The organism is Williamsia sp. SKLECPSW1 (assembly GCF_054332755.1).
Genome location: NZ_JBTGLI010000001.1, coordinates 1,618,210 through 1,641,137, shown reverse-complemented (window position 1 = coordinate 1,641,137; position 22,928 = coordinate 1,618,210). Strand labels below are relative to the sequence as shown.

The 22,928-nt window shown below is 71.6% G+C and carries 21 protein-coding genes; 7 read left to right on the top strand and 14 right to left on the bottom strand.

Annotated features, from left to right (window positions below; translation table 11 throughout):
• Window position 1 precedes the first annotated feature (1 nt).
• The gene (locus ACXVUM_RS07415; protein ID WP_458522814.1) at window positions 2-574 is read right to left on the bottom strand and encodes a YqgE/AlgH family protein; all 573 of its coding nucleotides are present in this window, start codon (window positions 572-574) and stop codon (window positions 2-4) included.
• A gap of 187 nt (window positions 575-761) precedes the next feature.
• Here ACXVUM_RS07415 and ACXVUM_RS07410 point away from each other — a divergent pair, with 187 nt between their 5' ends.
• Window positions 762-2,090, top strand: coding sequence for an MFS transporter (locus ACXVUM_RS07410; RefSeq protein WP_458521182.1), 1,329 nt, complete (start codon window positions 762-764; stop codon window positions 2,088-2,090).
• Here ACXVUM_RS07410 and ACXVUM_RS07405 read toward each other — a convergent pair.
• Complete coding sequence (locus ACXVUM_RS07405; protein WP_458521181.1) at window positions 2,053-2,658, bottom strand: hypothetical protein; 606 nt, start codon at window positions 2,656-2,658, stop codon at window positions 2,053-2,055. The two genes, ACXVUM_RS07410 and ACXVUM_RS07405, sit on opposite strands and share 38 nt — an antisense overlap.
• A gap of 82 nt (window positions 2,659-2,740) precedes the next feature.
• On the opposite strand from ACXVUM_RS07405, the gene ACXVUM_RS07400 reads away from it, so the two are divergent.
• Complete coding sequence (locus tag ACXVUM_RS07400) at window positions 2,741-3,835, top strand: aminotransferase class V-fold PLP-dependent enzyme (RefSeq protein ID WP_458522813.1); 1,095 nt, start codon at window positions 2,741-2,743, stop codon at window positions 3,833-3,835.
• 10 nt (window positions 3,836-3,845) lie between these two features.
• Here the strand turns inward: ACXVUM_RS07400 and ACXVUM_RS07395 are convergent, their stop codons facing one another.
• Window positions 3,846-5,387 carry a glycerol-3-phosphate dehydrogenase/oxidase gene (locus ACXVUM_RS07395; RefSeq protein ID WP_458521180.1) on the bottom strand — a complete coding sequence of 514 codons (1,542 nt, stop codon included), beginning with the start codon at window positions 5,385-5,387 and terminating at the stop codon, window positions 3,846-3,848.
• Window positions 5,387-6,007, bottom strand: coding sequence for a TetR/AcrR family transcriptional regulator (locus ACXVUM_RS07390; protein WP_458521179.1), 621 nt, complete (start codon window positions 6,005-6,007; stop codon window positions 5,387-5,389). The genes ACXVUM_RS07395 and ACXVUM_RS07390 overlap by 1 nt, the downstream gene beginning before the upstream one ends.
• A gap of 20 nt (window positions 6,008-6,027) precedes the next feature.
• Here ACXVUM_RS07390 and ACXVUM_RS07385 point away from each other — a divergent pair, with 20 nt between their 5' ends.
• Together ACXVUM_RS07385 and ACXVUM_RS07380 are read left to right on the top strand one after the other, a co-directional pair.
• The gene (locus ACXVUM_RS07385; RefSeq protein ID WP_458521178.1) at window positions 6,028-7,668 is read left to right on the top strand and encodes an FAD-binding oxidoreductase; all 1,641 of its coding nucleotides are present in this window, start codon (window positions 6,028-6,030) and stop codon (window positions 7,666-7,668) included.
• Entirely contained in the window at window positions 7,665-8,570 is a 906-nt protein-coding gene (locus ACXVUM_RS07380) for a diacylglycerol kinase (RefSeq protein ID WP_458521177.1), read from the top strand. Before ACXVUM_RS07385 ends, ACXVUM_RS07380 begins: the two co-directional genes overlap by 4 nt.
• Window positions 8,571-8,849: 279 nt before the next feature.
• Here the strand turns inward: ACXVUM_RS07380 and ACXVUM_RS07375 are convergent, their stop codons facing one another.
• The 7 genes from ACXVUM_RS07375 to ACXVUM_RS07345 form a co-directional block, all read right to left on the bottom strand.
• Window positions 8,850-9,386 carry a Dps family protein gene (locus ACXVUM_RS07375; RefSeq protein ID WP_458521176.1) on the bottom strand — a complete coding sequence of 179 codons (537 nt, stop codon included), beginning with the start codon at window positions 9,384-9,386 and terminating at the stop codon, window positions 8,850-8,852.
• Window positions 9,387-9,482: 96 nt separating this feature from the next.
• Window positions 9,483-10,091: an SAM-dependent methyltransferase gene (locus tag ACXVUM_RS07370; protein WP_458521175.1), complete on the bottom strand. Its 609-nt coding sequence runs from the start codon at window positions 10,089-10,091 to the stop codon at window positions 9,483-9,485.
• Window positions 10,088-10,882: a PIG-L deacetylase family protein gene (locus ACXVUM_RS07365; RefSeq protein ID WP_458521174.1), complete on the bottom strand. Its 795-nt coding sequence runs from the start codon at window positions 10,880-10,882 to the stop codon at window positions 10,088-10,090. The genes ACXVUM_RS07370 and ACXVUM_RS07365 overlap by 4 nt, the downstream gene beginning before the upstream one ends.
• Window positions 10,879-11,880 (bottom strand): acyl-CoA dehydrogenase, encoded by a 1,002-nt coding sequence (locus ACXVUM_RS07360; protein ID WP_458521173.1) that lies wholly within the window; start codon window positions 11,878-11,880, stop codon window positions 10,879-10,881. Before ACXVUM_RS07360 ends, ACXVUM_RS07365 begins: the two co-directional genes overlap by 4 nt.
• Window positions 11,877-12,635 carry a glycosyltransferase gene (locus ACXVUM_RS07355; RefSeq protein WP_458521172.1) on the bottom strand — a complete coding sequence of 253 codons (759 nt, stop codon included), beginning with the start codon at window positions 12,633-12,635 and terminating at the stop codon, window positions 11,877-11,879. The genes ACXVUM_RS07360 and ACXVUM_RS07355 overlap by 4 nt, the downstream gene beginning before the upstream one ends.
• Window positions 12,632-13,300, bottom strand: coding sequence for an HAD family hydrolase (locus tag ACXVUM_RS07350; protein WP_458521171.1), 669 nt, complete (start codon window positions 13,298-13,300; stop codon window positions 12,632-12,634). Before ACXVUM_RS07350 ends, ACXVUM_RS07355 begins: the two co-directional genes overlap by 4 nt.
• A complete protein-coding gene (locus ACXVUM_RS07345; protein ID WP_458521170.1) occupies window positions 13,297-14,844 on the bottom strand; it encodes a catalase in 1,548 nt (515 codons plus the stop codon). The genes ACXVUM_RS07350 and ACXVUM_RS07345 overlap by 4 nt, the downstream gene beginning before the upstream one ends.
• Before the next feature lie 101 nt (window positions 14,845-14,945).
• On the opposite strand from ACXVUM_RS07345, the gene ACXVUM_RS07340 reads away from it, so the two are divergent.
• The gene (locus ACXVUM_RS07340; RefSeq protein WP_458521169.1) at window positions 14,946-15,662 is read left to right on the top strand and encodes a GAF and ANTAR domain-containing protein; all 717 of its coding nucleotides are present in this window, start codon (window positions 14,946-14,948) and stop codon (window positions 15,660-15,662) included.
• 4 nt (window positions 15,663-15,666) lie between these two features.
• Here ACXVUM_RS07340 and ACXVUM_RS07335 read toward each other — a convergent pair whose 3' ends face one another.
• From ACXVUM_RS07335 to ACXVUM_RS07325, 3 genes are all read right to left on the bottom strand, one after another.
• Window positions 15,667-16,104 carry a hypothetical protein gene (locus tag ACXVUM_RS07335; RefSeq protein WP_458521168.1) on the bottom strand — a complete coding sequence of 146 codons (438 nt, stop codon included), beginning with the start codon at window positions 16,102-16,104 and terminating at the stop codon, window positions 15,667-15,669.
• Window positions 16,104-17,267, bottom strand: coding sequence for an EAL domain-containing protein (locus ACXVUM_RS07330; RefSeq protein ID WP_458522812.1), 1,164 nt, complete (start codon window positions 17,265-17,267; stop codon window positions 16,104-16,106). Before ACXVUM_RS07330 ends, ACXVUM_RS07335 begins: the two co-directional genes overlap by 1 nt.
• Window positions 17,268-17,653: 386 nt before the next feature.
• Window positions 17,654-19,129: a CCA tRNA nucleotidyltransferase gene (locus tag ACXVUM_RS07325; protein WP_458521167.1), complete on the bottom strand. Its 1,476-nt coding sequence runs from the start codon at window positions 19,127-19,129 to the stop codon at window positions 17,654-17,656.
• Between the two features lie 108 nt (window positions 19,130-19,237).
• Between ACXVUM_RS07325 and ACXVUM_RS07320 the strand changes: the two genes are divergently transcribed.
• Both ACXVUM_RS07320 and ACXVUM_RS07315 read left to right on the top strand, forming a co-directional pair.
• The gene (locus ACXVUM_RS07320) at window positions 19,238-20,380 is read left to right on the top strand and encodes an NUDIX domain-containing protein (RefSeq protein ID WP_458521166.1); all 1,143 of its coding nucleotides are present in this window, start codon (window positions 19,238-19,240) and stop codon (window positions 20,378-20,380) included.
• A complete protein-coding gene (locus ACXVUM_RS07315; protein ID WP_458521165.1) occupies window positions 20,377-22,851 on the top strand; it encodes a DUF6049 family protein in 2,475 nt (824 codons plus the stop codon). The genes ACXVUM_RS07320 and ACXVUM_RS07315 overlap by 4 nt, the downstream gene beginning before the upstream one ends.
• Window positions 22,852-22,928 lie beyond the last annotated feature (77 nt).

Below are 22,928 nucleotides of genomic sequence, written 5' to 3'. Positions count from 1 at the left end.
GTCAGTTCCGGTCGACGTCGATGGGGTGGGTGGCAAGGAGGGGGAGCGGCCAGGGCTGGCGGCGGAGCACCGAGGCGAAGACGTCGGTCTGTGCCGACGCCAGCAGGTCACCGGGGAGGGCGGAACCGACGAGCCAGGAGTCGCGCCGCAGTTCGTCCTCCAACTGGCCGATGCCCCACCCGGAGTAGCCGGCGAAGATCCGCAGACCGTCGAGCACCTCGGACAGCTCCTCGGGGTCGGCGTCGAGGTCGACGAGGACGACGCGGCCGTCGACCGGTCTCAGTCCGCCGACCGCGGCCACGTCGACACCGCGGCGGACCACGCCCAGACACAGAGCCGCGTCCTGCTTCACCGGTCCGCCGATGAACACCGCCCGCGGTGATGCCGAGAGATCCGTCCAGCGGGGGAGCAGGTTGTGCACCGCGGTCTGACTCATCCGGTTGACGACGACCCCGAGGCTGCCGGCGTCGTTGTGCTCGACGATGTAGATGACGGTGCGACGGAAGGTCGGCTCGGTGAGCGTCGTCGACGCGACGAGGAGGCTTCCCGCGCGGACCCGGTTCGCCGACACCATGTCGTCCGGGCCCCGGTACTCGGGACCCTGGTGCTCGGGATCGGGAGGCGTCGGCACCGCCTCATTGTGGCACGCACCAGCGTCGCGCCGCCGTCGCTTGACGGTGCCGACCGACGTGCTCACCGACCTCGTCACATCGTCGATCTCACAGCTCACGGGTGCGGGAACAGTCCGTACGCTCGTGTGCGTGAACGCTGTTCGTGCACTGTGCGCACGTCCCTTCGCCGGGCGTCTGCTCGCCGTGCGCATCAGCAGCCAGCTCACCGACGGACTGTTCCAGGCCGCGCTCGGCGGGGCCATCCTGTTCAACCCCGAACGTCACGCCGATCCGCTGGCCGTCGCCGGCGGTCTCGCCGTACTCCTCCTGCCGTACTCGGTCATCGGACCGTTCGCGGGCGCCCTGCTCGATCGGTGGGATCGGCGCATGGTGCTGATCTGGGCCAACCTGCTGCGCGGACTGCTGATCTGCCTCGCCGCCGCGACCATCGCCCTGGGCGCTCCCGACTACGCGGTGCTGGCCGCCGCCCTCACCGTCACCGGCGCGAGCCGGTTCGTCGCGTCCGGTCTGTCCGCGGCGCTGCCGCATGTCGCGCTCCGCGAGCGGCTCGTCACCACCAACGCGGTCTTCACCACCATCGGTTCCGGTGCGCTCGCGGTCGGCGCAGGTCTCGCGCTCGGACTCCGCGCGATGTTCGGTTCGGACAACGTCGGCAGTGCCGCAACGACGATCACCGCGGCCTCCCTCGCCGTCGTCGCGGCGGCGATCGCGATCGGGTTCGGTCGTCTCGCGCTCGGCCCCGACCATCCCGACACCGACGGCGCGCACGTCTCACCGGCGCATCCGACCGGCACCGTCATGCGGGCCGTCGCCGTCGGATTCGCCCACGGGGCACGTGCTGTCGTCCGCGCCCCGACGGTCCTCGCGGCGCTGTCCGCGATCGGCGCGCACCGGCTGGTGTTCGGGCTCAACACCCTCATGTTGTTGGTGCTCGCGCGGCACGCCGACTCCACCGGCGGACTGGCCGGGATCGGCGTGGTGGCGACGCTCACCGCCGTCGGCCTGGTGGCCGCGGCGGTGGTGACACCGGTGTCGATCGCGCGGATCGGACGTCGGAGCACCCTGTTCCTCGCGCTCGGTGTCGGCCTGTGCGCGGAGGTGTCGCTGATCTCGTTCGACACCGTCGTCATCTGCGTGGCGGCGCTGGTGCTCGGCCTGATCGGGCAGATGGCGAAGCTGTGCGGCGACGCGGCGATGCAGCTCGACACCGACGACGCCGTCCGGGGGCAGGTCTTCTCCGTCCAGGACGCGGTGTTCAACGTCGCCTACGTCGCCGCGGTCACCGTCGCCGCACTCACCGTCGCCCCCGACGGTCGCTCACCGATGCTGCCCGTCGCAGGCGCGATCCTCTACGGCGTCGGGATCGTCGTCGTCCGGGTCGTCCATCCGCGGCATGTCCCCGAGCCGCGCGCCACCGTCGTCACCCCCGCTCCTCCCGGCGACCGCCTGCCGACCTGAGGGGTTGGTCCTCCCGGCCGCCGGCGGTGGTGAAGTCGGCGTCACCCCGGACGAGCCACCGATCGGCCACTCCGTCGGCATCGACGTCGGCGAGGGCCGCGTCCACCACCTCGTCGCCGTCGAGGTCGAGCAGGACGCGGACCGGCGTCGACTCCGACCCGGCCGGGAACACCAACCCCACGCCGTCGGGTGAGGTCGGTTCCGGCGGTGCAGGTTCCGCGTGTACCGGCGGTGCCGGCGACGGTGCGACGTCGTGGACGCGGTGATCCCACAGCCCGCGACCGGTGTCCGAGTAGTACCGGCCGACCCCGGTGTCGTCGACGTCGAGTCCGGCGAGATCGGCCCGGCCGTCACCGTCGCTGTCCCACATCACGTCGTCGCGGCGGCCGTCCCCGTCGAAGTCGAGCGTGAGCGCGTCGGGCACACCGTCGCCCGACAGGTCCCGATCGGCCGCGGACGTCCAGGTGTGGACGGTCCCGTCGCCGTCGCCGAAGGAGTAGACGAGGCCCGGGGTGTGCGGGTCGGTCACGGTGCCGGGGGTGTCGAGGTGAGCGGGCTCCACATCCATTCGACGCAGTGGACGGCTGACCGGTTCCCCTCGGATGTGCGGCGGTACGGTGACACCGCGGTCGATGGCGGAGAGGCGGGTCATGTACATCAGCGAGCTCGGGGAGCTGTGGCACCGCTCGCGCGTCGCCCCCGACATCGTCCATCTCGACTCCGCGGCCGCCTCCCGGTCGTCCGACGCCGTCATCGGTGAGGTCACGGCACACCTCTGGCGCGAGTCCGCCCGTGGCGCCTATGTCGCCGCCGAGCAGTCCGCCGAACGCCTCGACCGTGCGCGGCGCGATCTCGCCGCGATGGTCGGGCACGCACCCGCCGGGATCGCCTTCCGTGAGAGCGCGCTCTCCGCGCTGCGGGCGCTGCTGACGTACTGGACGATGCCCGTGCCGGCGACGGTCTGGGTGTGCCCGACGGAGTACGGACCCAACCTCGACCAGTTCGAACGCCGCGGTTACTCCGTGCACACCATGCCGTCGACGGACGGCACCGGTCGGGTGAACACCGATGCGTTGGAGAACATGCTGCAGTTCGAGCAGCCCGACGTCATCCACGTGTGCCACATCGGCTCGCTGAGCGGGATCGTCCAGCCGACGGCGAAGATCGTCGAACTCGCCCACCGCGTGGGGGTTCCGGTGGTCGTCGACGCCGCGCAGGCCATCGGGCACGTCGACTGCGTCACCGGCGCGGACATCGTCTACGGCACCAGCCGCAAGTGGCTGGCCGGCCCGCGTGGTGTCGGGTTCCTGTCGGTCAGCGACGACTCGTTGCGACCGGTGGAGATCGAGAGCAGCGAGGCGTTCATCGCCGGACGCATCGGTTTCGGTACGGCCGTGCAGGAGTTGCAGAGTTACGGGCTCGAGCGGGTCCGCCGTGAGCTGGCCGCGATCGGCGAGTACACCCGCACCAGGCTCGACGGTGTCGGCAGCTGGGAGGTCATCGAGCCGCTCGACGAGCCGTCGGCCATCACGACGCTCGCGCCACCGCCGGGCTGGCAGGATGCGGACGTCGCGGCGGCACGCGAGACGCTGCGCTCACGGGGCATCCTGGTGACCGCCGCCGACTCCTGGCGTGCGCCGCTGACGACACGGGAGCGATCGGTGCTGCGGATCAGTCCGCACCTCGACGTGGAGGACACCCACCTCGACCGCCTCGCCGGCGAACTGCGCGGCATGGGCTGGTGACCCACCGGCGTCACGCGGTGTGGGCGGCGCCGATCTGATCGAGGATGTGCACGACAGCCGGCCGGGCGCGGGCGGCGTCCGCATCGACGAGACCGATCCGCGTGCGGCGATGCAGGACGTCGTCGGCGTCACGCGCACCCTCGGCGACGACGGCGAACTCGATCTCCGCACGGGTCACGTCGATCCCCGGTGCGATCGGCGCGAGGGGGGCGCCGATCGTCGACATCGCCACCACGCGATCCGCCTCGCCGCCGTGACGGGCCAGCAGGCTCGCGGGGAGCCGACGGTTGCGCGGGCCCTGCGCCCCGATCAGCGGGACGGAGGCGGTCACGCAGGGGTGTGCGTCGAGATCGCCCTGCTCGAGCGCGAGATCGAGCGCGTCGGCGGCCATCCGGCGGTAGGTGGTCAACTTGCCGCCCACGACGGTGATGACGCCGTCGTCGTTGCGCGTGACCGAGTGTTCGCGGGACACGTCGGCGGTCTCGCCGCCGGACTCGAGCAGCGGCCGGAGACCGGCGTACGTCCCGACCACGTCGGATCGCGAGAGCGGTTGGGCCAGGGCCGTGTTGATGGTGTCGAGGATGAAGTCGACGTCGTCGTCGGTGGCGAGCGGGACGTCGGGGATCGGGCCGGGGGCGTCGGTGTCGGTGAGACCGATGTGCACGCGCCCCAACTGCGCGGGGATGGCGAAGACGAACCGACTCCGCGACCCGGCGACCGGCACCGTCAGAGCGGCGGTCGGGTTGCCCAGTCGGGCTGCGGGGACCACGAGATGTGCACCGCGACTGGGTCGGACCGCGATCGAGGTGTCCACCGTCCCGGCCCACACCCCGGTCGCGTTGACGACGGTGCGGGCGGCGACGTCGAAGGACTCGCCCGTCACCGAGTCGGTGACACGTGCTCCGCGGCCGGTGATCTCGTCGGCGCGCACACCCGTGACGACGGTCGCTCCGTGGGCGGCGGCGGTCCGCGCGATCGCGACGACCAGCCGCGCGTCGTCGACCAGTTGCCCGTCCTGCGAGGTCCACGCGCCGTGCACCCCCTGCAGCGAGACGGCCGGGCAGATGCGCGCGAGGTCGTCGGCGTGGATCCGACGCGGCGGCGCCAACACCGCCCTCGGGGTACGGGCACCGCGGCGCAGCAGGTCGCCGAACACCAGCCCGGTGTGGACCAGCATCGACCCCGCCCGGTCGGTGATCGGGATGGCCTGGGTCAGCGGGGACACCAGGTGCGGCGCGATGGTGGTCATCAGGTGGTTGCGCTCCACCGCGCTCTCCCACGCGATCCCGACACGACCCGAGGCGAGGTAGCGCAGGCCGCCGTGCACCAGCTTGCTGCTCCAACGCGAGGTGCCGAACGCCAGGTCGTGGGCCTCCACGAGCGCCACCGACAGTCCGCGGGACGCGGCGTCGAGCGCCACGCCGACGCCGGTCACGCCGCCACCGACGACGAGCACGTCCCAGGGCGCACGTCGGCTCCGCAGCGTGAGTCGGTCCGTCTCACGGCGCCGAGGGCCGAGGTCGCCGGCGAAGTCGGGGCGTCGGGTCGTCATCAGGAGTCACCATCCGTGGTCCGGGGAGGGGCGGGGGAGCAGTTGTCGGGTGCGAGGTAGCCGCGCACGACGCGGGATAGTTCGGTCGCCCACCCGTCGCCGACGATCGCGGCGACGGTGGCACGGCCGGTGATGGCCGACTGCACGACCAGGATGACCATGGCCGCGATGCGGTCGGGGTCACCGGTGCGGACGGCCTCCAGTCGCTGCGCGGCGGCGAGGCGGGAGGCGAGGCTCTCCAGAGCCATCTGCTGGCTCGCCCCGAACCGCTCGAAGACGTAGGGGGCGAGGAGGTCCGGCTGTCGGCGGGTGAGCATCTCGAACAGTCGGTCGGCGGTCACGGCGTCGGCCACCTCGACGACGGCCGTGACGATCGCCTCCAGGACACCGGAGCGGCGGGCGATCGCGTCGTCGATCGACGCGAGATGCGCGGCGCTGAGGTTCTCCAGCTCACGGGTGAGCAGATCGCGGATGACCGCGGAGATCTCCGGCCAGTGGCGGTAGACGGTGGGCCGACTGACCCCCGCCTCGCGGGCCACCTCGGCGAGGGTCACCTTGCGTCCCTCGCTGCGCACCAGGCAGCGACGGGCCGCGTCGAGAACCGCATTACTGGTTGACATGTTGTGTAAAACTGTAACGCATGATTGCGTCGCCGTCCTCGTTCTCGTCGGTTCCCGCACCCCCGATGCGGTGGGACGGCTGGGGTGATCCCGATCGGGAGACCGTGCTGTCCGAGGGGATGCTCGCCCTCATCCAGGGTGCCCTCGGGGTCGGCGGCACCCAACGCGCCCGACAGCGGCCCGAGGACGTCGAGGTCCCCGCGACCCGCCTCGCCGACGACGACGTGGCACACCTCGCCGGACTCGTCGGGCGCGAGAACGTCTCCGTCGACCCGGTCGACCGGCTGCTGCGGGCCGCAGGTCGGAGCACACCTGATCTCCTCCGACGCCGCGCGGCCGCCCAGGATGCGCCCGACGCCGTCGTGACCCCCGCGTCGACCGAGGAGGTCGCCGCGGTGCTCGCCTGGTGTTCCGACGACGACGTGGCGGTCGTGACCTACGGCGGCGGGACGGCGGTGACCGGGGGACTCGCGCCGATGGCGGGCGCCCACCGGGCGGTGATCTCGCTCGACATGCGCCGCTTCGACAGACTCGTCGAGGTCGACGAGATCTCCCGTATCGCCACCCTCGGCGCCGGCGTCACCGGTCCACGGGCCGAGGAGCTCCTGTCCGGACACGGACTGTCCCTCGGTCACTTCCCGCAGAGTTTCCGCTTCGCCACCATCGGCGGGTTCGCGGTGACCCGCTCGTCCGGGCAGTCCTCGGCGGGCTACGGCCGCTTCGACGAGATGGTGGTCGGGCTGACCCTGGTCACCCCGCGCGGCGTCCTGCGCCTCGGTCCCGTGGAGCGATCGGCCGCCGGGCCGGACCTCCGCCAACTGGTCCTCGGCTCCGAGGGGACGTTCGGGGTCGTGACGGAGGTGGCCCTGCGCGTCCACCCCGTCCCCGAGGCCGTCGTCTCCCAGGCGTGGCGTCTCCCCGATTTCGCGTCGGGTGCGGCCGCCATGCGGACCGTCGCGCGATCCGACGCCCGCCCCACCGTGCTGCGCATGTCCGACGAGGCGGAGACCGCGGTGAACCTCGCATCGCCCGACGCCATCGGCTCCGACGGCACCCCGGGTGGCTGCCTCGTCATCACGCGCTTCGAGGGCCGCGAGTCCGACTGCGCCGACCGTCGCGCCCGGATCGCGGCGCTGCTGACCGAGGCGGGTGCGTCCGATCTCGGTGCGGCGCCGGCCGACGCATGGGCGCACGGCCGGTTCGACGCGCCCTACCTGCGCGACGCGCTCCTGGCGATCGGCGTCGGCTGCGAGACCCTCGAGACCGCGACGACGTGGGCCGGGGTCGAGGCACTGCGGTCGGCGGTCTCCGATGCGCTGACCGGCGCGCTGGGATCCGACGACGGGCCGTGGTCCGGGTCGCCGGCGCTGGTGCTCTGCCACATCTCGCACACGTACGCGACCGCCGCGTCGCTCTACTTCACCGTCGTCTACCGCCTCGACGACGACGATCCGGTCGGCCAGTGGGAGTCCGCGAAGCAGGCGGCGTCACGGGCCATCGTGGCCCAGGGGGCGACCATCACCCATCACCACGCGATCGGCACCGACCACCGCGCGTACCTGGGTGAGGAGATCGGCGACCTCGGGGTGCAGGTGCTCCGCGCGGTCAAGGCGACCCTCGATCCGGCCGGTGTGCTGAACCCCGGGAAGCTCATCCCGTGAGCGGGCCGATCCGCGACGTCGTCGCGCTGGTGAACCCCCACTCCCGGCACGGCGCGGGTGCGGAGACCGCACAGGCCGCGGTCGCGGCGCTGCGGGACGCCGGGCTGTCGGTCGACGTGCGATCGGGCAGCGATGCCGACGACGCCCGACGGGTGGCCGCGGCGGCGGTCGCCGAGGGCACCGACGCGCTGGTGGTCGTCGGAGGGGACGGCACCATCGCCGGCGCCCTCGACGCGATCGCCGGTTCCGCCGTCCCGATCGGCGTCATGCCGGCGGGAACGGGCAACGATCATGCCCGTGCGCTGGGGATACCCGTCGGGGACGTCGCCGCGGCGGCCGCGATCGTCGCCGATGGGAACGTCCGCGCGGTCGACCTGGCACGTCTGAGCGCGGGTGGCCGGTCGATGGTGTTCGGGACCGTCGCCGCCGTCGGACTGGACGCTGCCGTCACCGAACGGGCTGTCGCGATGCGGTGGCCGCGGGGGCAGGCGCGCTACCCGCTCGCCGCGATCGCGGAGATCGCCCGGCTGGCGCCCCATCGCATCCGCCTGACCGTCGACGACGAGGTGCATGACCTCGACGCGATCCTGGTGGCGATCGGCAACACCCCGTCCTACGGGGGCGGGATGCGGATCTGTCCGACCGCCGCGATCGACGACGGACAGCTCGACGTGACCGTCGTCGAGCACTCGTCGCGGGGGCGACTGTTGCGCCTCTTCCCGACCATCTACCGGGGCACCCACGTACGCCACCGCGGGGTGCACACCCTCCGAGGCCGGTCGATCACGGTGGAGTCGGCCGACGCGCTGCCGGTGTCGGCCGACGGCGAACTGTTCGGGGTGACACCGGTCACAGTCGACGTGATGCCGGGCGCGGCACGCTTCGTCGCGTCCCCTGTGTGATCGGCACCACAGGAACATGTTATCCACACTTTCCACAGGCCCCTGTGGAAAGGGGTGCGACTCCTGCTGTCGGGCAACATCTTCGCGTTCCGCATCGCGAACGATGCACGGGGACACCGTTTCTCACAGGTCCCTCACAGACTGGCGTGGGCGGCTCGGACCAGGTGTCCGAACCGCCCACGCGAGCGACGCCTCCCGGGCAGGAGAGAGCGTACGTTTTCTGTTGTCGCCGGAGGACCGACGTGAATTCGCAATCCACCGATGTGGAATGCGAACAGTTCAGCGAGCCTTCGACGCGGCTTCCTGCTCGCTGTCGGCGCCCGCGTTGGACAGCTCGCCGGTGTAGCTCTCGAGGTGGGCGCGGACGAACCAGTGGAACTTCTCCAGCTCGGCGGTCTGCCCGATGAGGATGTCCTCGGTGACCGGGTCGAGCTTGCCGGTGGTCTCGATCGCGTTGCGATGCGAGGTGATGAAGCCGACGTAGACCAGGTCGAGCGCACCCAGGTGCGCCTGGACGGTGTCCCGACCCAGGCTGTAGTCGTCCCAGGTGCGCTTCTCCTCGATCGCCTTGGCCGTGCCCTGCGGCGACGCGCCCAGGGTCGCGATGCGCTCGGCGATGGTGTCGGCGTATCCGCGGACGAGCTCGACCTGGGGGTCGATCATCTCGTGCACGCCGATGAAGTTCGTACCGACCACGTTCCAGTGGATGTGCTTGAGGGTCAGATGGAGGTCGTTGAGCGCCGACAGCCGCTCCTGCAGGGTCTCGACGACGGTCTTGGCGCTGTCCTCGGTCAGTCCGGGTGCTGTGAAAGCCATGCTCTCAACGGTAGAGAGGCTCACGGTCCGCGCACAGGAGCGGCCATCGATCGCAACCAGAACGATGTTCGCGATAACGATCGGATAACGGATGGCTCAGGGGCGGGGTGCGAGCCCGTCCTCGACCGCCACCGAGAGCTCGTCGGGTGCGGCGAAGACGTCCACGAGGACGTCGGGGTCGCCGTAGGCCGCCATCGGTCCTCCCAGGACCGACCGGAGACTCTCGTGCACCTCGTCCCCGGACAGTACGTGCTCCGGGACGGGGTGCCGGAAGTGGACGGCCACGATCGTCGCACCGGCGTCGCGGAGCTCGCGCACCCAGCTCGTGACCTGGGCGAGATCGTCGCGGTCGAGGTAGTAGAGGACCTCGCTCACGACCACCAGGTCGTGGGACGCGGTGGACCGCCACCTCCGGATGTCCCCGACCTCCACCCGCACGCGGTCGCCGTACGCGGCGAGCCGCGTCCGCGCCAGGTCGACCGCCCGGGGATGCAGCTCGACGCAGGTCAGACGGTCGCAGCGCGTGATGAGCGTCGTGCTGAGCACGCCCGTGGACGACCCGAGCTCCAGGGCGTGGGTGTAGCGGCGACGCGGCAGGACCGCGACGGTGAGATCCCGTTTGCGCGTCTCGTACCAGTGGTCGGTGAAACCCCACGGGTCGTCCCCCGCGGCGTACATCGCGTCGAAGTAGGCGGGATCGGTCATGTGAAGAACAGTTCGGTGTCGGTCAGGAGCCGCTCGAGCACGGCGGGCGGGAGGATCGCGCGATCGGCCGGGTCGCCCGACAGATCCTCCACCTGGCTCACGAACCGCGCCACCGCCGCCCGCTTGGCTGCGACCACCGCGGCGGGCAGCGACAGCACGCGGGCACGCGCCCACGGGACCGAGACGTCGTCCGGGGACGCCCAGTGCCACATCCACACCGGGTACTCGAGGTAGACGCTGCCGGCACCGGATGCCGCGGTCGCGGCCGCCCACCCGACGGCGGCGTGATCGGGGTGGCGATCGCCGCGCCACACCCCGACCACCACGTCGTGCCCGCCGAAGGTCGCGATCGCGTCCTCGATCTCGGTGACCAACTCGTCGGCGTGCTCGGAGAGTTCTCCGTCGGGGTACGAGCGGTGCTGCACATGCGCCACACCCAGCTCGTCGAGCGCCTCCACCAGTTCGGTCCGACGGCGTACGGCGAGGTCATCAGGCGTGACGGTGGGGGAACCGGGGTGGGAGGCCGCTCCGTCGGACAGGCACAGGACGGTCACCGACCCGCCGTCGCGGATCGTCTGGGCCATGAGACCCCCGGCGCCGAGGACCTCGTCGTCGGGATGGGCGGCGACCACGAGCATCCGCACCGCCGGGGTCCGCGCCGGATGGTGCTCGTCGAGGGTGGGGAAGGAGCGGCCGGCCATCCATTCGCGCCAGCGCGCGGCAGGGGTCACGCCGGGGTCGGACCCGCGGAACGCCGGCACGGGCTGCGCGCCCCACAGGTCGGCACTCACCGTCGTCCCCCATCACGACGTCCGTCGACACCTGCGACGAGGTCTCCGAGAGCGGCCAGGTCGTGATCGGCGTGCGACTGGCGGATGTAGACGGTGAGGTCCGCGACGGCCGCCGCGTGGGAGGCGTCGGACACCATCGGTCCCGGCCCGAGTGCGCGACCCGCGCGGTCCAGCACGGCGGTCGCCACACCCTCGACGACGGCACGCGTGCGCAGTGCGGTGGTGTGGGCGACGGCGACGTCGTCCGGTCGACGGTCCACGGCGGCCGCGGCCTCGGCGAGCACCGACCGACCCGCCCACAGCGCGGCGTCGACGGCGCCGATGTGCGCGCGGGTGACGGGGTCGTCGCGACGGGTCCGCAGCACCCGGTCCGCGACCAGGAGCGTGCCCCCGAACCAGCAGGCGGCCACGCCGATCGCCCCGTGCCAGAAGCCCGGGCGGTCGAGGTAGTCGGCGCCGCTGCCGACGCGACGCGCCGACACGTCGTCGAAGCGGACAGGGCGGGTGTCGGTAGCGGCCATCCCGGCCGACCACCACGAGCGGGCGTCGTCGGTGCTCACCCCGCCGCGGCGCAGGTCGACCGCGAACAGGGCCCGATCGGGGCCCGACGGCCCGTCGACCCAGGCGGTCACGAGGGCGTGGGTGCAGCCGCGCGCACCCGAACACCACGCCTTGACCCCGGACAGGTGCCACCGGCCGTCGCGCAGTGTGGCCTCCAGCCGTGCGTCGGGCGCCTCGGCCGCCCAGACACCCCACAGCTCGTCGGGGCCGGGGGTGTCGCCACCGAGATCGGTGAGGATCTGCTCTGCGTCGACGTGTGCCTCGATCAGACGGGCCGTCGGAATGTCGGCGCGTGCGAGGTCCGCGAGCGCGTCGAACCGGCCGGCGGTGTGTCCGGAGCCCGGCGCGGGCAGACGCAGTCCGCCGACGATCGTCCGGGCGCGACCCGTCGCGTCGTTCTCCGGGGCGGACGGGCGGTCGGTCACCCACGCGATCATGCGCTCTCCGTCAGCTCCCCGGCGACCGCCGGCCTCGGGAGAGGGGGAGGCGAGTCGTCCAGCTCTGCCAGTGCGCCGGCGAACCCCGCGGGTGCTCGGCCGACCCGACGGGTCGAGGTGGCGACCGGGGCCTCGGTGTCCCAGGCGACGCGGTGACCGGCGGCGTCGAGGGATTCGACGATCTGCACGTCCTCACCCGAGGTGACCGCGGGGAATCCGCCCACCGCGGCGTAGGCGCTCGCCCGGATCCCCAGGTTCGCGCCGTGGACGTGGCCGTGCCGACCCGGACGCTGCGGCGCCCGGTAGTCCTCGTCGAAGCGTCGTCCGGTCTCACCCGGCCACTGCGCCCAGTCGCGGGGTGTCACCGTGCCCACCACGGCGTCGGCTCCACCGTCGGCCACGGTGAGCTGCCGTCGCAACCAGACGACGGGAACACGGGAGTCGGCGTCGGTCGTCGCGAACCACACGTCGTCGGACGTGGGGCGACCGACGAACCCGGCGCGCCGGGCGGCCCCGACGTTGCGGACGTCGACCACCCGGACCGTGATGTCGGGCCCGGGGATCGACGCCGACGCGTCGGTGCAGGCGTCGAGCACCACGGTCACGTCGACCGGCACGTCGACCGCGTCCGCGGCGGCGGCCACCGCGCGCAGAGCCCCCGCCAGTTCGTCCGCCTCGTCGTGGACGGGGATCACCACGACGACCCGGCGGATCGCCGCGGGCACCGAGGCGGGCTCAGGCACGGGTGGGCTCACGAATAGAGCGGACAGCGGTCGAGTAGGTCGGCCGCATCGCGATAGGTCTCGTCCGCACCGGCCTCACGCAGCTCGGCGGCGCCGATGCCGCCGGAGCACAGCCCCACACCTCGGACCCCCAGTGGGCGCGCGGCGAGGAAGTCCCACGTCGCGTCGCCGACCATCACCGCGGCCGACGCGTCCACACCGGCGCGTTCGAGCGCGACGCTGACGACGGTCCCGTCGGGCTTCGCGGTCGCGACGTCCTCCGACGAGGTCACCGCGTCGACGATGTCGTCCACGTCGAGCAGTGCGCGCAGTGCCGTCAACTCGTGGTCGGGTGCCGACGTCGCCAGCACGACGGTGAACCCGCGATCCTTGCTCGCGCGGATCAGCTCCCGCGCGCCGGGCAGGACCGACAGGCGCTCCACACGGTCGCCGTAGCGATCGTCGTGCGCCGAGGACAACGTGGACGCGAGGTCGTCATCGTCCCCGTCGGCACCCGCGATGCCCATCAGCTCGGAGACGAGGAGTCCACCGTCCTTGCCGATACGGCGATGGATCTCGTTGTGGGACACCGACAGTCCCTGGTCGGCGAACGCCTCCCACCACGCGGTGACGTGGTCGTAGACGGAGTCGACCAGGGTGCCGTCGATGTCGAACAGAACCGCCTGGATGCGGCTCACACGCGGGCGCGCATGTCGGCACGAGCAGGGTTGTCCTGCTTGTCGGCCTTCGGGTCGTCCATGTCCGCCTTCTCGGACACGCCCTTCTCGATGGCGTCCCCGATGTCGGGGTCGATCCGACGCCAGTACTCGAACGCCCGCTCGAGCACCGGCGCGGACACCCCGTTGAGCAGATGGCCGACCACGTTGTCGACCAGTCGCCCACGGGCGTCGTCGTCCATCACCTCGCGCACCAGCGCCCCGGCCTGACCGAAGTCGTCGTCGGCGGGGTGATCGACGTAGGCGGTGCGCACGATCGCGCCGTCGGCGGCCCAGCCCGGGTCGAGCGTCGACGGTGGATCGGCGGCCGGTCCGCCCTTGGAGTTCGGCGCGTACACCGGATCGGCCACGGGCTGCACCCGCATGGCGCCGTCCTTGGAGTAGCTGTGCGTCGGCACCGTGGGTGCGTTCACCGGCACCTGCTTGTAGTTCGCGCCGATCCGGTACCGGTGGGCGTCGGAGTAGGCGAACGACCGGGCGAGCAGCATCCGGTCCGGGCTCAGTCCGATGCCGGGCACGAGGCTGTTCGGTTCGAACGCCGCCTGCTCGATCTCGGTGTGGTGGTCACCCGGGTTCCGGTTGAGCGTGAGGCGACCCACCTCCTGCAGCGGGTAGTCCTCGTGCGGCCACACCTTGGTGAGGTCGAACGGGTTGTACCGGTAGGCCGTGGCGTCGTCGTACGGCATCAGCTGCACCTTGAGCGTCCACGACGGGTGGTCGCCGGCGTCGATCGACTCGAAGAGGTCACGCGTGTGGTAATCGGTGTCGGCGGAGGCCATCTGGTCGGCCTCGTCCTGCGTGAAGCACTCCACGCCCTGGTCGCTGATGAAGTGGTACTTCACCCAGTGCTTGACGCCTTGGGCGTTGACCCAGAGGTAGGTGTGCGAGGAGTAGCCGTTCATGTGACGCCACGTGCGCGGGATGCCGCGGTCGCCCATCAGCCACGTGACCTGGTGTGCGGACTCCGGCGAGAGGGTCCAGAAGTCCCACTGCATGTCGTGGTCGCGGAGGTTGTTGTCGGCGCGACGCTTCTGCGACCGGATGAAATGCTGAAACTTCATCGGGTCTTTGATGAAGAAGATCGGCGTGTTGTTGCCGACCATGTCGTAATTGCCCTCGCGCGTGTAGAACTTCAGCGCGAAGCCACGGGGGTCACGCCATGTGTCGGGGCTGCCACGCTCGCCGGCGACGGTGGAGAACCGGGCGAGCACCTCGGTCTTCTCGCCGGGCGAAAACACTGCGGCGGAGGTGAATTCGGAGACATCGGCGGTCACCTCGAACTCGCCGAAAGCACCGCTTCCCTTCGCATGCGGCTGACGCTCGGGGACACGCTCGCGGTTGAACTGCGCCATCTGCTCGATCAGGTAGTGATCGTGCAGGACGATGGGTCCACCGGCGCCGACGGTCAGCGAGTGTTCGTCGCTCGGGGCGGGTGCACCGGAATCGGTGGTGGTGACAGGGCGAGTCGGCTCAGAGTTGTTGCCGACAGCGGGATCAGACGTCATAAAGGCCTCCGACTTTCGGTCGTGCGCGGAGCACCCGAGGGCTTCAGGCCGTGGGGTCGATACTATCCAGGGACATCAACCTGTCAACCGAGGACGGCACCATGAGCGCTGGCGACACGACGACCGGAGCACGGCTCGCCGCACTGGCCCGTGACCTGTTCGAGCAGGGTGAGGACGCCGACGAGGAGACGTTGCTGTCGTCGGTGACCGACAGCGCGGTCGATGTCGTCGAGGGAGCGGATTTCGCAGGCATCACGCTGGTCGACAAGGGGCATCTCACCTCGGTGGCCCCGACCGACCCGATCGCCGCACGCCTCGACGACCTGCAACACGAACTCCGGGAAGGTCCGTGCCTGGAGGCCGCGTGGGCCGACCACAAGGTGCTCGTCGACGACCTCGAGTCCGACGACCGCTGGCCGGCGTTCGTGCGTCGCGTCCTCGACGACACACCCGTGCGGTCGATCCTGGCGTTCCAGCTCTACCGGGGCGAGACCGCGATGGGTGCGCTGAACCTGTATGCGTCCGCACCGCAGGCGTTCTCACCCGAGACGCAGGAGACGGCGCTCGCACTCGCCACACATGCGTCCATCGCGCTGCACACCGCCCGCCGCGGCCAACAGTTCAGCAGCGCCCTCGCCAGCCGCGACATCATCGGCCAGGCGAAGGGGATCGTGATGGAACGGTTCGACGTCGACGCGATCGCGGCATGGGACCTGATCCGGAAACTGTCGCAGGACAGCAACATCCGCGTCGCCGAGGTCGCCGAGCAGCTGGTGCGGGCCGACCACCCGACGAAGGTGCGAGACCTGTCGAACTGACCCGTCAGCCCGGTCGGGACTCGTGTCCCTGCCGACCGTGCGTCCGCCGGCTCTCCTTCATCTCCGATTCGAGGACATGTCGCCGACCGCCGAGGAGGTCGTCGCGGACGCGCTTCTCCGCTGCGCGGACGACGGAGTAGTACTCGTCGTCGTACTCCTCGACGAGTTGGAACGTCCAGCGTCCCGGGAACGTGTTCAGCCCCACGATCTCCGCGCGGACGGCTGTCGCGAGCTCCCCGTGGCCCGCCTCCTCCAGGAGATCTGCCGCCTCCCCGAAGCGGAGGTCGGCGGTACCCGACAACTGATGCAGCTCGTACAGATGGCCCCTCGCACGCTCCACGTACTCGAGCGCCTCGGTCATCTTCCCGACCGCACGGACGGTGGCGTCGTCCACTCCCTGCGGACGACGATGCGGGTCGTCCACAGGGAGCTCGTCGCGCATCACTCGACCGTGAACCGCGTCAGGATCGAGTGCACCGCCTGGGTGACCGTCACCCGGTCGTAGGACTGGATGAAGTCGAAGTTGCGGTCCAGATCCTCGGCCTCGGTGTGGAGGTCGCGAGCGGAGAGCAGTGCGCAGAAGTGCGGGCCCAGCACGGCCACGTTCCACTCGTCGACGAGAGGGTCACCCTCGTCCAGCGGTGCGTGCTGCACGTTGCCGTCGATCATGTTGGCCAGCCCGACCCCGTATACACCGGCGAGGCCGGCGCGGTCGGACAGGTCGCGCCACCGGTCGGCCGTCAGGGCCGTGAAGTGACGGGCGTGCTGGAACGTCCCGAGGACCACCACCGCGGAGCCCGCGGCCGATGCCTGCGCCTCCAGCGACTTGCTCATCTCGATGAGGAGTCGCTTGGACCCGCGTCGCGGCGTGTGCGTCGCCGTACCGATCTGGTACGGGGTCGACAGGCCGGGATCGGGTGTCGACCAGACGGGGACGTCCGGCAGCGGGTCGAACTCGCCGTCGATGATCCGTTCCGGGTCGTCGACGGGCGGGAACAGCATGCCCATGCCGTAGGCGGCGCCGATGGTCTGCGCGGCCATCAGACGTTCCTCGCTGTCGATGCCCTCGGCGATCACCACCGCGTGGCTGCGTTCGACGTGGGCGGCCAACGCGTGGGCGAGACGGGCCATGTCCGGCTCGGTGGTCCGGGACAGCAGCTCGGGGCCGGTGATGATCACGTCCGGCTCGATGAGCGCGAGGAGCGTCACCGCGTACTCGCTGACGCCGAGACCGTCGACGCAGATCACATGGCCCGCACGACGAGCCGCGGCGACCTTCGTCATCGTCCGGTGCGGGCTGTGCAGGACCTCGTCGGGGCGGACCGAGACGGTCAGGCGCTCGGCACCGACGGTGACGTCGGAGAGATCGAGGGAGTCGAGGTCGACCGAGACCAGCAGCGGCACGCGAGCGGCGGCGGCCTGCGCCCGCTCGGACCGAGCGAACGCGAACTTGTGTCGGTCCAGGGCACGTTCCTGCTGCATGAGGCGCGCGGCGTGGCGCAGCCCTTCGGCCGAGCGCAGCGCCGACCCGCGGGGGCCGCGGATCTGGAGTTCGGCACCGGCGAGGACGCGGTCCCGGAGACGCCGGATGGGCGCGAACTGCATCGCGACCTCCAGGGCGCCGACGAAGGAGTCCTCGTCGACCTCGACGCGGTTGTGGTGCCCGTGTACGGGCTGTGAATCAGTGGAAATGCTCGTCACCTGCCATCAGGGTGACCGTGTGCTCGACGGCGACGGTCGTTCGAAGGGACGTCGCACTCGTGTGCGATGAAGTCTGGGGATGCATGTGCTCTCCCGCCCATGTCTCCCAGGAGCGCCTGCTGCGCGATCCGGGTTGTGTTCGGGGTCCCGGCATTCGGGACGTGGACGGGGGCCGCTGCTCGACCTGGTACTCAGAGTAACGGGATGTCACGGCCGGGTCCAGAGAGCATCACGCAACGGACCCGGCCGCGAGATCGGGTCACGATTGAGTAACGGTCGGCCTGCGCTGGTCAGGAGGTCGAGTCGGTGTTCTCCGGCTGACGGGACCACCAGTCGCGCAATGCGTCCTCGGCGGCATCGCGATCCAGCGGACCCGAGTCCAGGCGCAGTTCCTTGAGGAACCGCCAGGCCCGACCGACGAGGGGCCCCGGCGGAAGACCGAGGAGTTCCATGATCGCGTTGCCGTCGAGGTCCGGGCGTACCCGTGCCAGGTCCTCGGCCGCCGACAGCTCGGCGATCCGGCGTTCGAGATCGTCGTAGGTGCGCTGCAGCCGCGTGGCCCGCCGCTTGTTCCGGGTGGTGCAGTCGGCGCGGACGAGCTTGTGGAGTCGGGGCAGCAGCGGACCGGCGTCGGTGACATAGCGCCGGACCGCGGAGTCCGTCCAGCGGCCCTCGTCGTACCCGTGGAAACGCAGGTGCAGGAACACCAGCGTCGCGACATCCTCGATCACCGCCTTGGGGTACTTCAGCGCGCGCATCCGCTTGCGCACCATCTTCGCGCCGACGACCTCGTGGTGGTGGAAGCTCACGCCGCCGTCGGGTTCGTGCCGACGGGTGGCCGGCTTGCCGATGTCGTGCAGCAACGCGGCCCACCGCAGGACGAGATCGGGGTCGCCGTCCTCGAGGTCGATGGCCTGCTGCAGCACGGTGAGCGAATGCCAGTACACGTCCTTGTGCTGGTGGTGCTCGTCGATGGCGAGCTTCATCCCGGGGATCTCCGGCAGGACCCGCTCGGCGAGACCGGTGTCGGTCAGCGCGATCACCCCGTCGACCGCGTGCTGCCCGAGGATCGTCTTGTCCAGCTCCGCCGCGATGCGTTCTGCGGTGATGCGATCGATCGAGTCGGCCATCTTCGCGATCGCCACGCGGACCCGCTCCGACGGGGTGAACCCGAGCTGGGCGACGAATCGCACCGCCCGCAGCATCCGCAGCGGGTCGTCGGTGAAGGACACCGAGGGCTCGGACGGGGTGTCGACGACCCCCGCGAGCAGATCGTCGAGACCGCCGAGGGGATCGAGGAACTCCTGCTCCCCGCCGGGTCCCAGCCGCACCGCCATCGCGTTGATGCGGAAGTCGCGGCGGACGAGGTCCCCGTCGAGGGTGTCACCGAACTCCACGGTCGGGTTGCGGGTCACCTTGTCGTAGGTGTCGGCGCGGAACGTCGTGATCTCGATGTGTTGGCCGGCACGGGCGGCGCTGACGGTGCCGAACGCGATACCGGTGTCCCAGACGGCGTCCGCCCAGCCGCGCAGCAGCGCCTGCACCGCCTCCGGGCGGGCGTCGGTGGTCAGGTCCAGATCGGTGCCGAGCCGGCCGAGCACCGCGTCACGGACCGATCCGCCGACGAGGAACAGCTCGTGACCGGCGGCGGCGAAGCGATCGGCCAACGGATCGAGGACGTCGGAGAGGGTTCGCAGGGAGACCGCGGCACCGGCCAACAGGCGGGTGCGGCGGTCCTCCGATGCCCCGGTGGCCGATCCCGTCACGACGCAGCAGCCTACCCACCGGCGGGCGTCCGATCCGCCCCCACCGAGCCCGCACAAGCCTCTTGACGGTTCCCGGGCGCTGGGTTACAAGCCCGCTAGCATCAGGGGATGTCTGCCGAACCCCACGACCCCGACCCCGCCTCGGCGGGCGTCGGTGGCCGCGAGCCCGCGGGGCGTCCGCGGCGTCGTCGTGGCCGTCGACGGGGCGGTCGCGGACGCGGGTCGACTCCCCAGAACAGCGGCGCCCAGACCAGCCAGCGCGAGACCAACCGGCGCGAGACCGGCACCCCCGACACGTCCACATCCGGCGAACCCCCCGAGGGCGCTGCGGCCGCCCCCACCGAGCCGGTCCGATCGTCGCGCCGCGGTCGTCGTGGCCGTCGGCGAGGTGGGCAACGTCCACCCGACGCCGCACCTCGCGTCGCCGAGGGCGCTCCGGAGGACGCCGCCGTGGTGGTCACCCCGGCGGCACCGACCGGCCGTGCCGTGACCCCCTCCGATGTCAGTGCCCTGGCGCGCCCGACCCGATCGGGGAACGGCCGCACCACCCCGACACGCACCCCCGCTGCGCGCAATCGTCCCCGACGGGCCGATCGGGACCACGCGACGGACAAGAACGCCGAGACCAACGGCCCCCGGATGCGCACCGTGCGCGAGACCTCGGCGGGCGGGCTCGTGGTCTCGGGCATCGACGGACCGCACGACGACCGGTGCGCCGCACTCATCGGCCGCGTCGACCGGCGCGGACGGATGATGTGGTCGCTGCCCAAGGGCCACATCGAGACCGGCGAGACCGCCGAGCAGACCGCCGTGCGCGAGGTGGCCGAGGAGACCGGCATCGAGGGCAACGTCGTCGCGCCGCTGGGCAAGATCGACTACTGGTTCGTCAGCGAGGGCAAGCGGATCCACAAGACGGTGCACCACTACCTCATGCGGTCGACCGGTGGTGAGCTCTCCGACGCCGACTACGAGGTCGCCGAGGTGGCGTGGGTGCCGTTGGCGGAGCTGCCCCAGAAACTCACGTACTCCGACGAACGTCGGCTCGCCCGGGCCGCGACGAAGGTGATCGCCGACCTGGCCGACGACCCCGAACGGCTCGCCCGGTCGGAGGCGGACTCTCTCCGCACGGAGCCGAACGACTACGAGAAGGCCGCCGCGGCCCGCAACCAGCGGCGGAACGAACCGGTCCGCGCCCATCGACCCCGTCGGCGCCGCAAGCGCGACCCGTCCGGGGACACCGACGGCGCATGACCCACCACAGCGCATCGACGGCGGTGCGTCGCGCCCTGGTCGCCGTCGTCGCGGTGGTCCTCGCCGTCATGGCCCCCGGCGCCGCGCTCGCCGCACCCGCGGAGGCGGCGCCGGGCCAGACGACCCGGTTCCCGGAGGCGGCACAGTTCGTCGAGATGTCGCTGCGGTCGGTGACCCCGTCGACGGTGACGGCGTCGAGCCCGTCGACGGTGACCGTCACCGGCACCCTGACCAACATCGGTGACCGCGACGTCCGGGACCTGGTGATCCGGCTGCAGCGCGGCGAGCCGGTCTCGTCCGGCGCCGACGCGCGCACCACCCTCACCGTCGACCCGGCGCAGTACGAGACGACGACACCGTTCGTCACCGTGTCCGGCCGGCTGGCGCCCGGCGCCCGCACCGACTTCCGGATCTCGGTCCCACTGGCAGGTGATGCCGGGTCCCGCGGACTCGGCATCGACCGGCCCGGCGTCTACCCGCTGCTGCTCAACCTCAACGGCACCCCGGACTACGGATCGGCGGCGCGTCTGGACGACACCCGCACCCTGCTGCCGGTGCTGGCCGTCCCCGCGGACGGATCCCGGGCGCCGGTGCCGCCCGCCGGACCCGTCACGTCCACGCCGGCGCCCACCACGCTGCTGTGGCCCCTCGCCGCACCCGGCCAGCTGGCTCCCGGGATCCCCGGCGGCGGTGCGGAACCGGTACGCCTCGTCAGCGACGACCTCGCCACCTCGGTCCGACCCGGAGGTCGACTCCGCGGACTCCTCGAGGCGCTCGACGCCGCGACGGGGGACGCCGACTCCCCACTCACCCGCAGCGTCTGCCTCGCCGTCGACCCGGATCTGTTGGTCACGCTGCAGGCCATGTCGCGCGGGTACGTCATCTCGAAGGACCCCACCGATCCCCGTTCGTCGACCCGCGAGGGCACCGGCTCTGCCGACGCCGCCGCCTACCTCGACGCGCTGAGGAACGTGGCGGGGCGCGTGTGCACGGTCGCCCTGCCGTTCGCCCAGGCCGACCTCGACAGCCTGGCCCGCGCGGGTGACCCCACGCTGACGCGCACCGGACTGCAGCGGCCGGCCGACATCGTCGACTCCGTCCTCGGCGTGCGCAGCGTGCGCGGCATGGTCATCCCGACCTCGGGTGCGGTGTCCGAGGCGGGGGCCCGCCTCGTCACCGCGACCGGCTCGTCGTCGGCCCTGCTGGGATCGAGTGCCCTCGACCGGTCACTGCCCGACGCCGACGGTCGCTACCGCGTCGGCGACATGGCCGTGCAGACGTTCGACCCCGCGATCACCACGGCCCTGGGCGCGATGGGCACCGCGCCGCAGACGCCCGCGATCACGCCCCTCGACCAACGGTTCGACCTCGGGACCGAGTCACCGGTCGCGCGACGCGGCGCCGCCGTCGGGGCGATCGCCTACGCGGCTCTGGCCCCCACCACCGACACCGACACCGTCCGGATCGGGGGCAACCCCGACGACCCGACGACCGGTCGCAGTGAGGTGATCTCCCCGCCCGCGGTGTGGTCCGCGTCGGCCGCCGACGCCTCGGCCGTGCTGGGCATCGTCGACGCGACGCTGCGCGCCGGTCTGACCACGCCGGAACCCCTCCCGGACCTGGTGGGCGCGCTCTCGTCGGCGGCCACACCCGCCACGCTGCGCACCCCGCCGGACACGACGGTGCCGTTGACCACGCTCGACCCGGACACCACGTCCGCCATCTCCCGGACCGCGGGGACCCTGTTCGCGCTCGAGTCGTCCATGGTCGCCGGCAACGACGTCGCGATGTCACCGCAGACCTACGTCGCGCCGCTGGCGGAGGATCTCGTGCGTGCGATGCGATCGGCCCCGGTCGACTCGACCACCGAGCGCCGATCGGTCACCCGGATCGCGCGGGCGCGCGTCCATGCCGTCGACCTCACCGTCGACCGGATGCGCGACGCGGTGGCGATCCTGGACCCGGGCGGGCGGTACACGCTCGCCTCCGAACGTTCGCCGCTGCTGCTCGTCGTGCGCAACGACCTGCCGCTCTCGATCCGCGTCCGTCTCGACACCGCGGCCCCGCCCGACCTCGACATCGGCGACATCGGGGTCGTCGAGATCCCCCCGCGGGGAACCCGCCAGATCCAGTTGCCGACGCAGGCGAAGTCGTCGTCGTCGATGACGGTGAACATCGCGCTGATCACCTCCAGCAACGTCGCCGTGGGGTCGGCGATCGACCTGTCAGTACATTCCAACGCGTATGGCAAGCCACTGTTCATCATCACGATCTGCGCGGGCGCACTCCTGGTGCTGCTCGCCGGACGCCGTCTGTGGCATCGGTTCCGCGGCCAACCCGACCCCGCGGACCACGACCGACCCGAACCCGACGAACGGGACCGCCTGATGGCCGAGAGCCGCTACCTGCACAGTCTCGACGGGCCCGGGGTCGACGCGCCCGGGGTCGACGGGGACAGGGACACGCGATGACCACTCCCGGCGACCGCGGACCGCTGCCACCCCACGACCGGCGCGCCCGCCCGCAGCGCATCCCCCCGACGGGGGAG

What these genes read in the sequence shown, in the direction of transcription:
- ACXVUM_RS07415 (WP_458522814.1), bottom strand. Translation starts at nt 574, where the DNA reads ATGGTGTCGGCGAACCGGGTCCGCGCGGGAAGCCTCCTCGTCGCGTCG.
- ACXVUM_RS07405 (WP_458521181.1), bottom strand. Translation starts at nt 2,658, where the DNA reads ATGGATGTGGAGCCCGCTCACCTCGACACCCCCGGCACCGTGACCGAC.
- ACXVUM_RS07400 (WP_458522813.1), top strand. Translation starts at nt 2,741, where the DNA reads ATGTACATCAGCGAGCTCGGGGAGCTGTGGCACCGCTCGCGCGTCGCC.
- ACXVUM_RS07395 (WP_458521180.1), bottom strand. Translation starts at nt 5,387, where the DNA reads ATGACGACCCGACGCCCCGACTTCGCCGGCGACCTCGGCCCTCGGCGC.
- ACXVUM_RS07390 (WP_458521179.1), bottom strand. Translation starts at nt 6,007, where the DNA reads ATGTCAACCAGTAATGCGGTTCTCGACGCGGCCCGTCGCTGCCTGGTG.
- ACXVUM_RS07385 (WP_458521178.1), top strand. Translation starts at nt 6,028, where the DNA reads ATGATTGCGTCGCCGTCCTCGTTCTCGTCGGTTCCCGCACCCCCGATG.
- ACXVUM_RS07375 (WP_458521176.1), bottom strand. Translation starts at nt 9,386, where the DNA reads ATGGCTTTCACAGCACCCGGACTGACCGAGGACAGCGCCAAGACCGTC.
- ACXVUM_RS07370 (WP_458521175.1), bottom strand. Translation starts at nt 10,091, where the DNA reads ATGACCGATCCCGCCTACTTCGACGCGATGTACGCCGCGGGGGACGAC.
- ACXVUM_RS07360 (WP_458521173.1), bottom strand. Translation starts at nt 11,880, where the DNA reads ATGATCGCGTGGGTGACCGACCGCCCGTCCGCCCCGGAGAACGACGCG.
- ACXVUM_RS07345 (WP_458521170.1), bottom strand. Translation starts at nt 14,844, where the DNA reads ATGACGTCTGATCCCGCTGTCGGCAACAACTCTGAGCCGACTCGCCCT.
- ACXVUM_RS07340 (WP_458521169.1), top strand. Translation starts at nt 14,946, where the DNA reads ATGAGCGCTGGCGACACGACGACCGGAGCACGGCTCGCCGCACTGGCC.
- ACXVUM_RS07335 (WP_458521168.1), bottom strand. Translation starts at nt 16,104, where the DNA reads ATGCGCGACGAGCTCCCTGTGGACGACCCGCATCGTCGTCCGCAGGGA.
- ACXVUM_RS07330 (WP_458522812.1), bottom strand. Translation starts at nt 17,267, where the DNA reads ATGCAGTTCGCGCCCATCCGGCGTCTCCGGGACCGCGTCCTCGCCGGT.
- ACXVUM_RS07320 (WP_458521166.1), top strand. Translation starts at nt 19,238, where the DNA reads ATGTCTGCCGAACCCCACGACCCCGACCCCGCCTCGGCGGGCGTCGGT.
- ACXVUM_RS07315 (WP_458521165.1), top strand. Translation starts at nt 20,377, where the DNA reads ATGACCCACCACAGCGCATCGACGGCGGTGCGTCGCGCCCTGGTCGCC.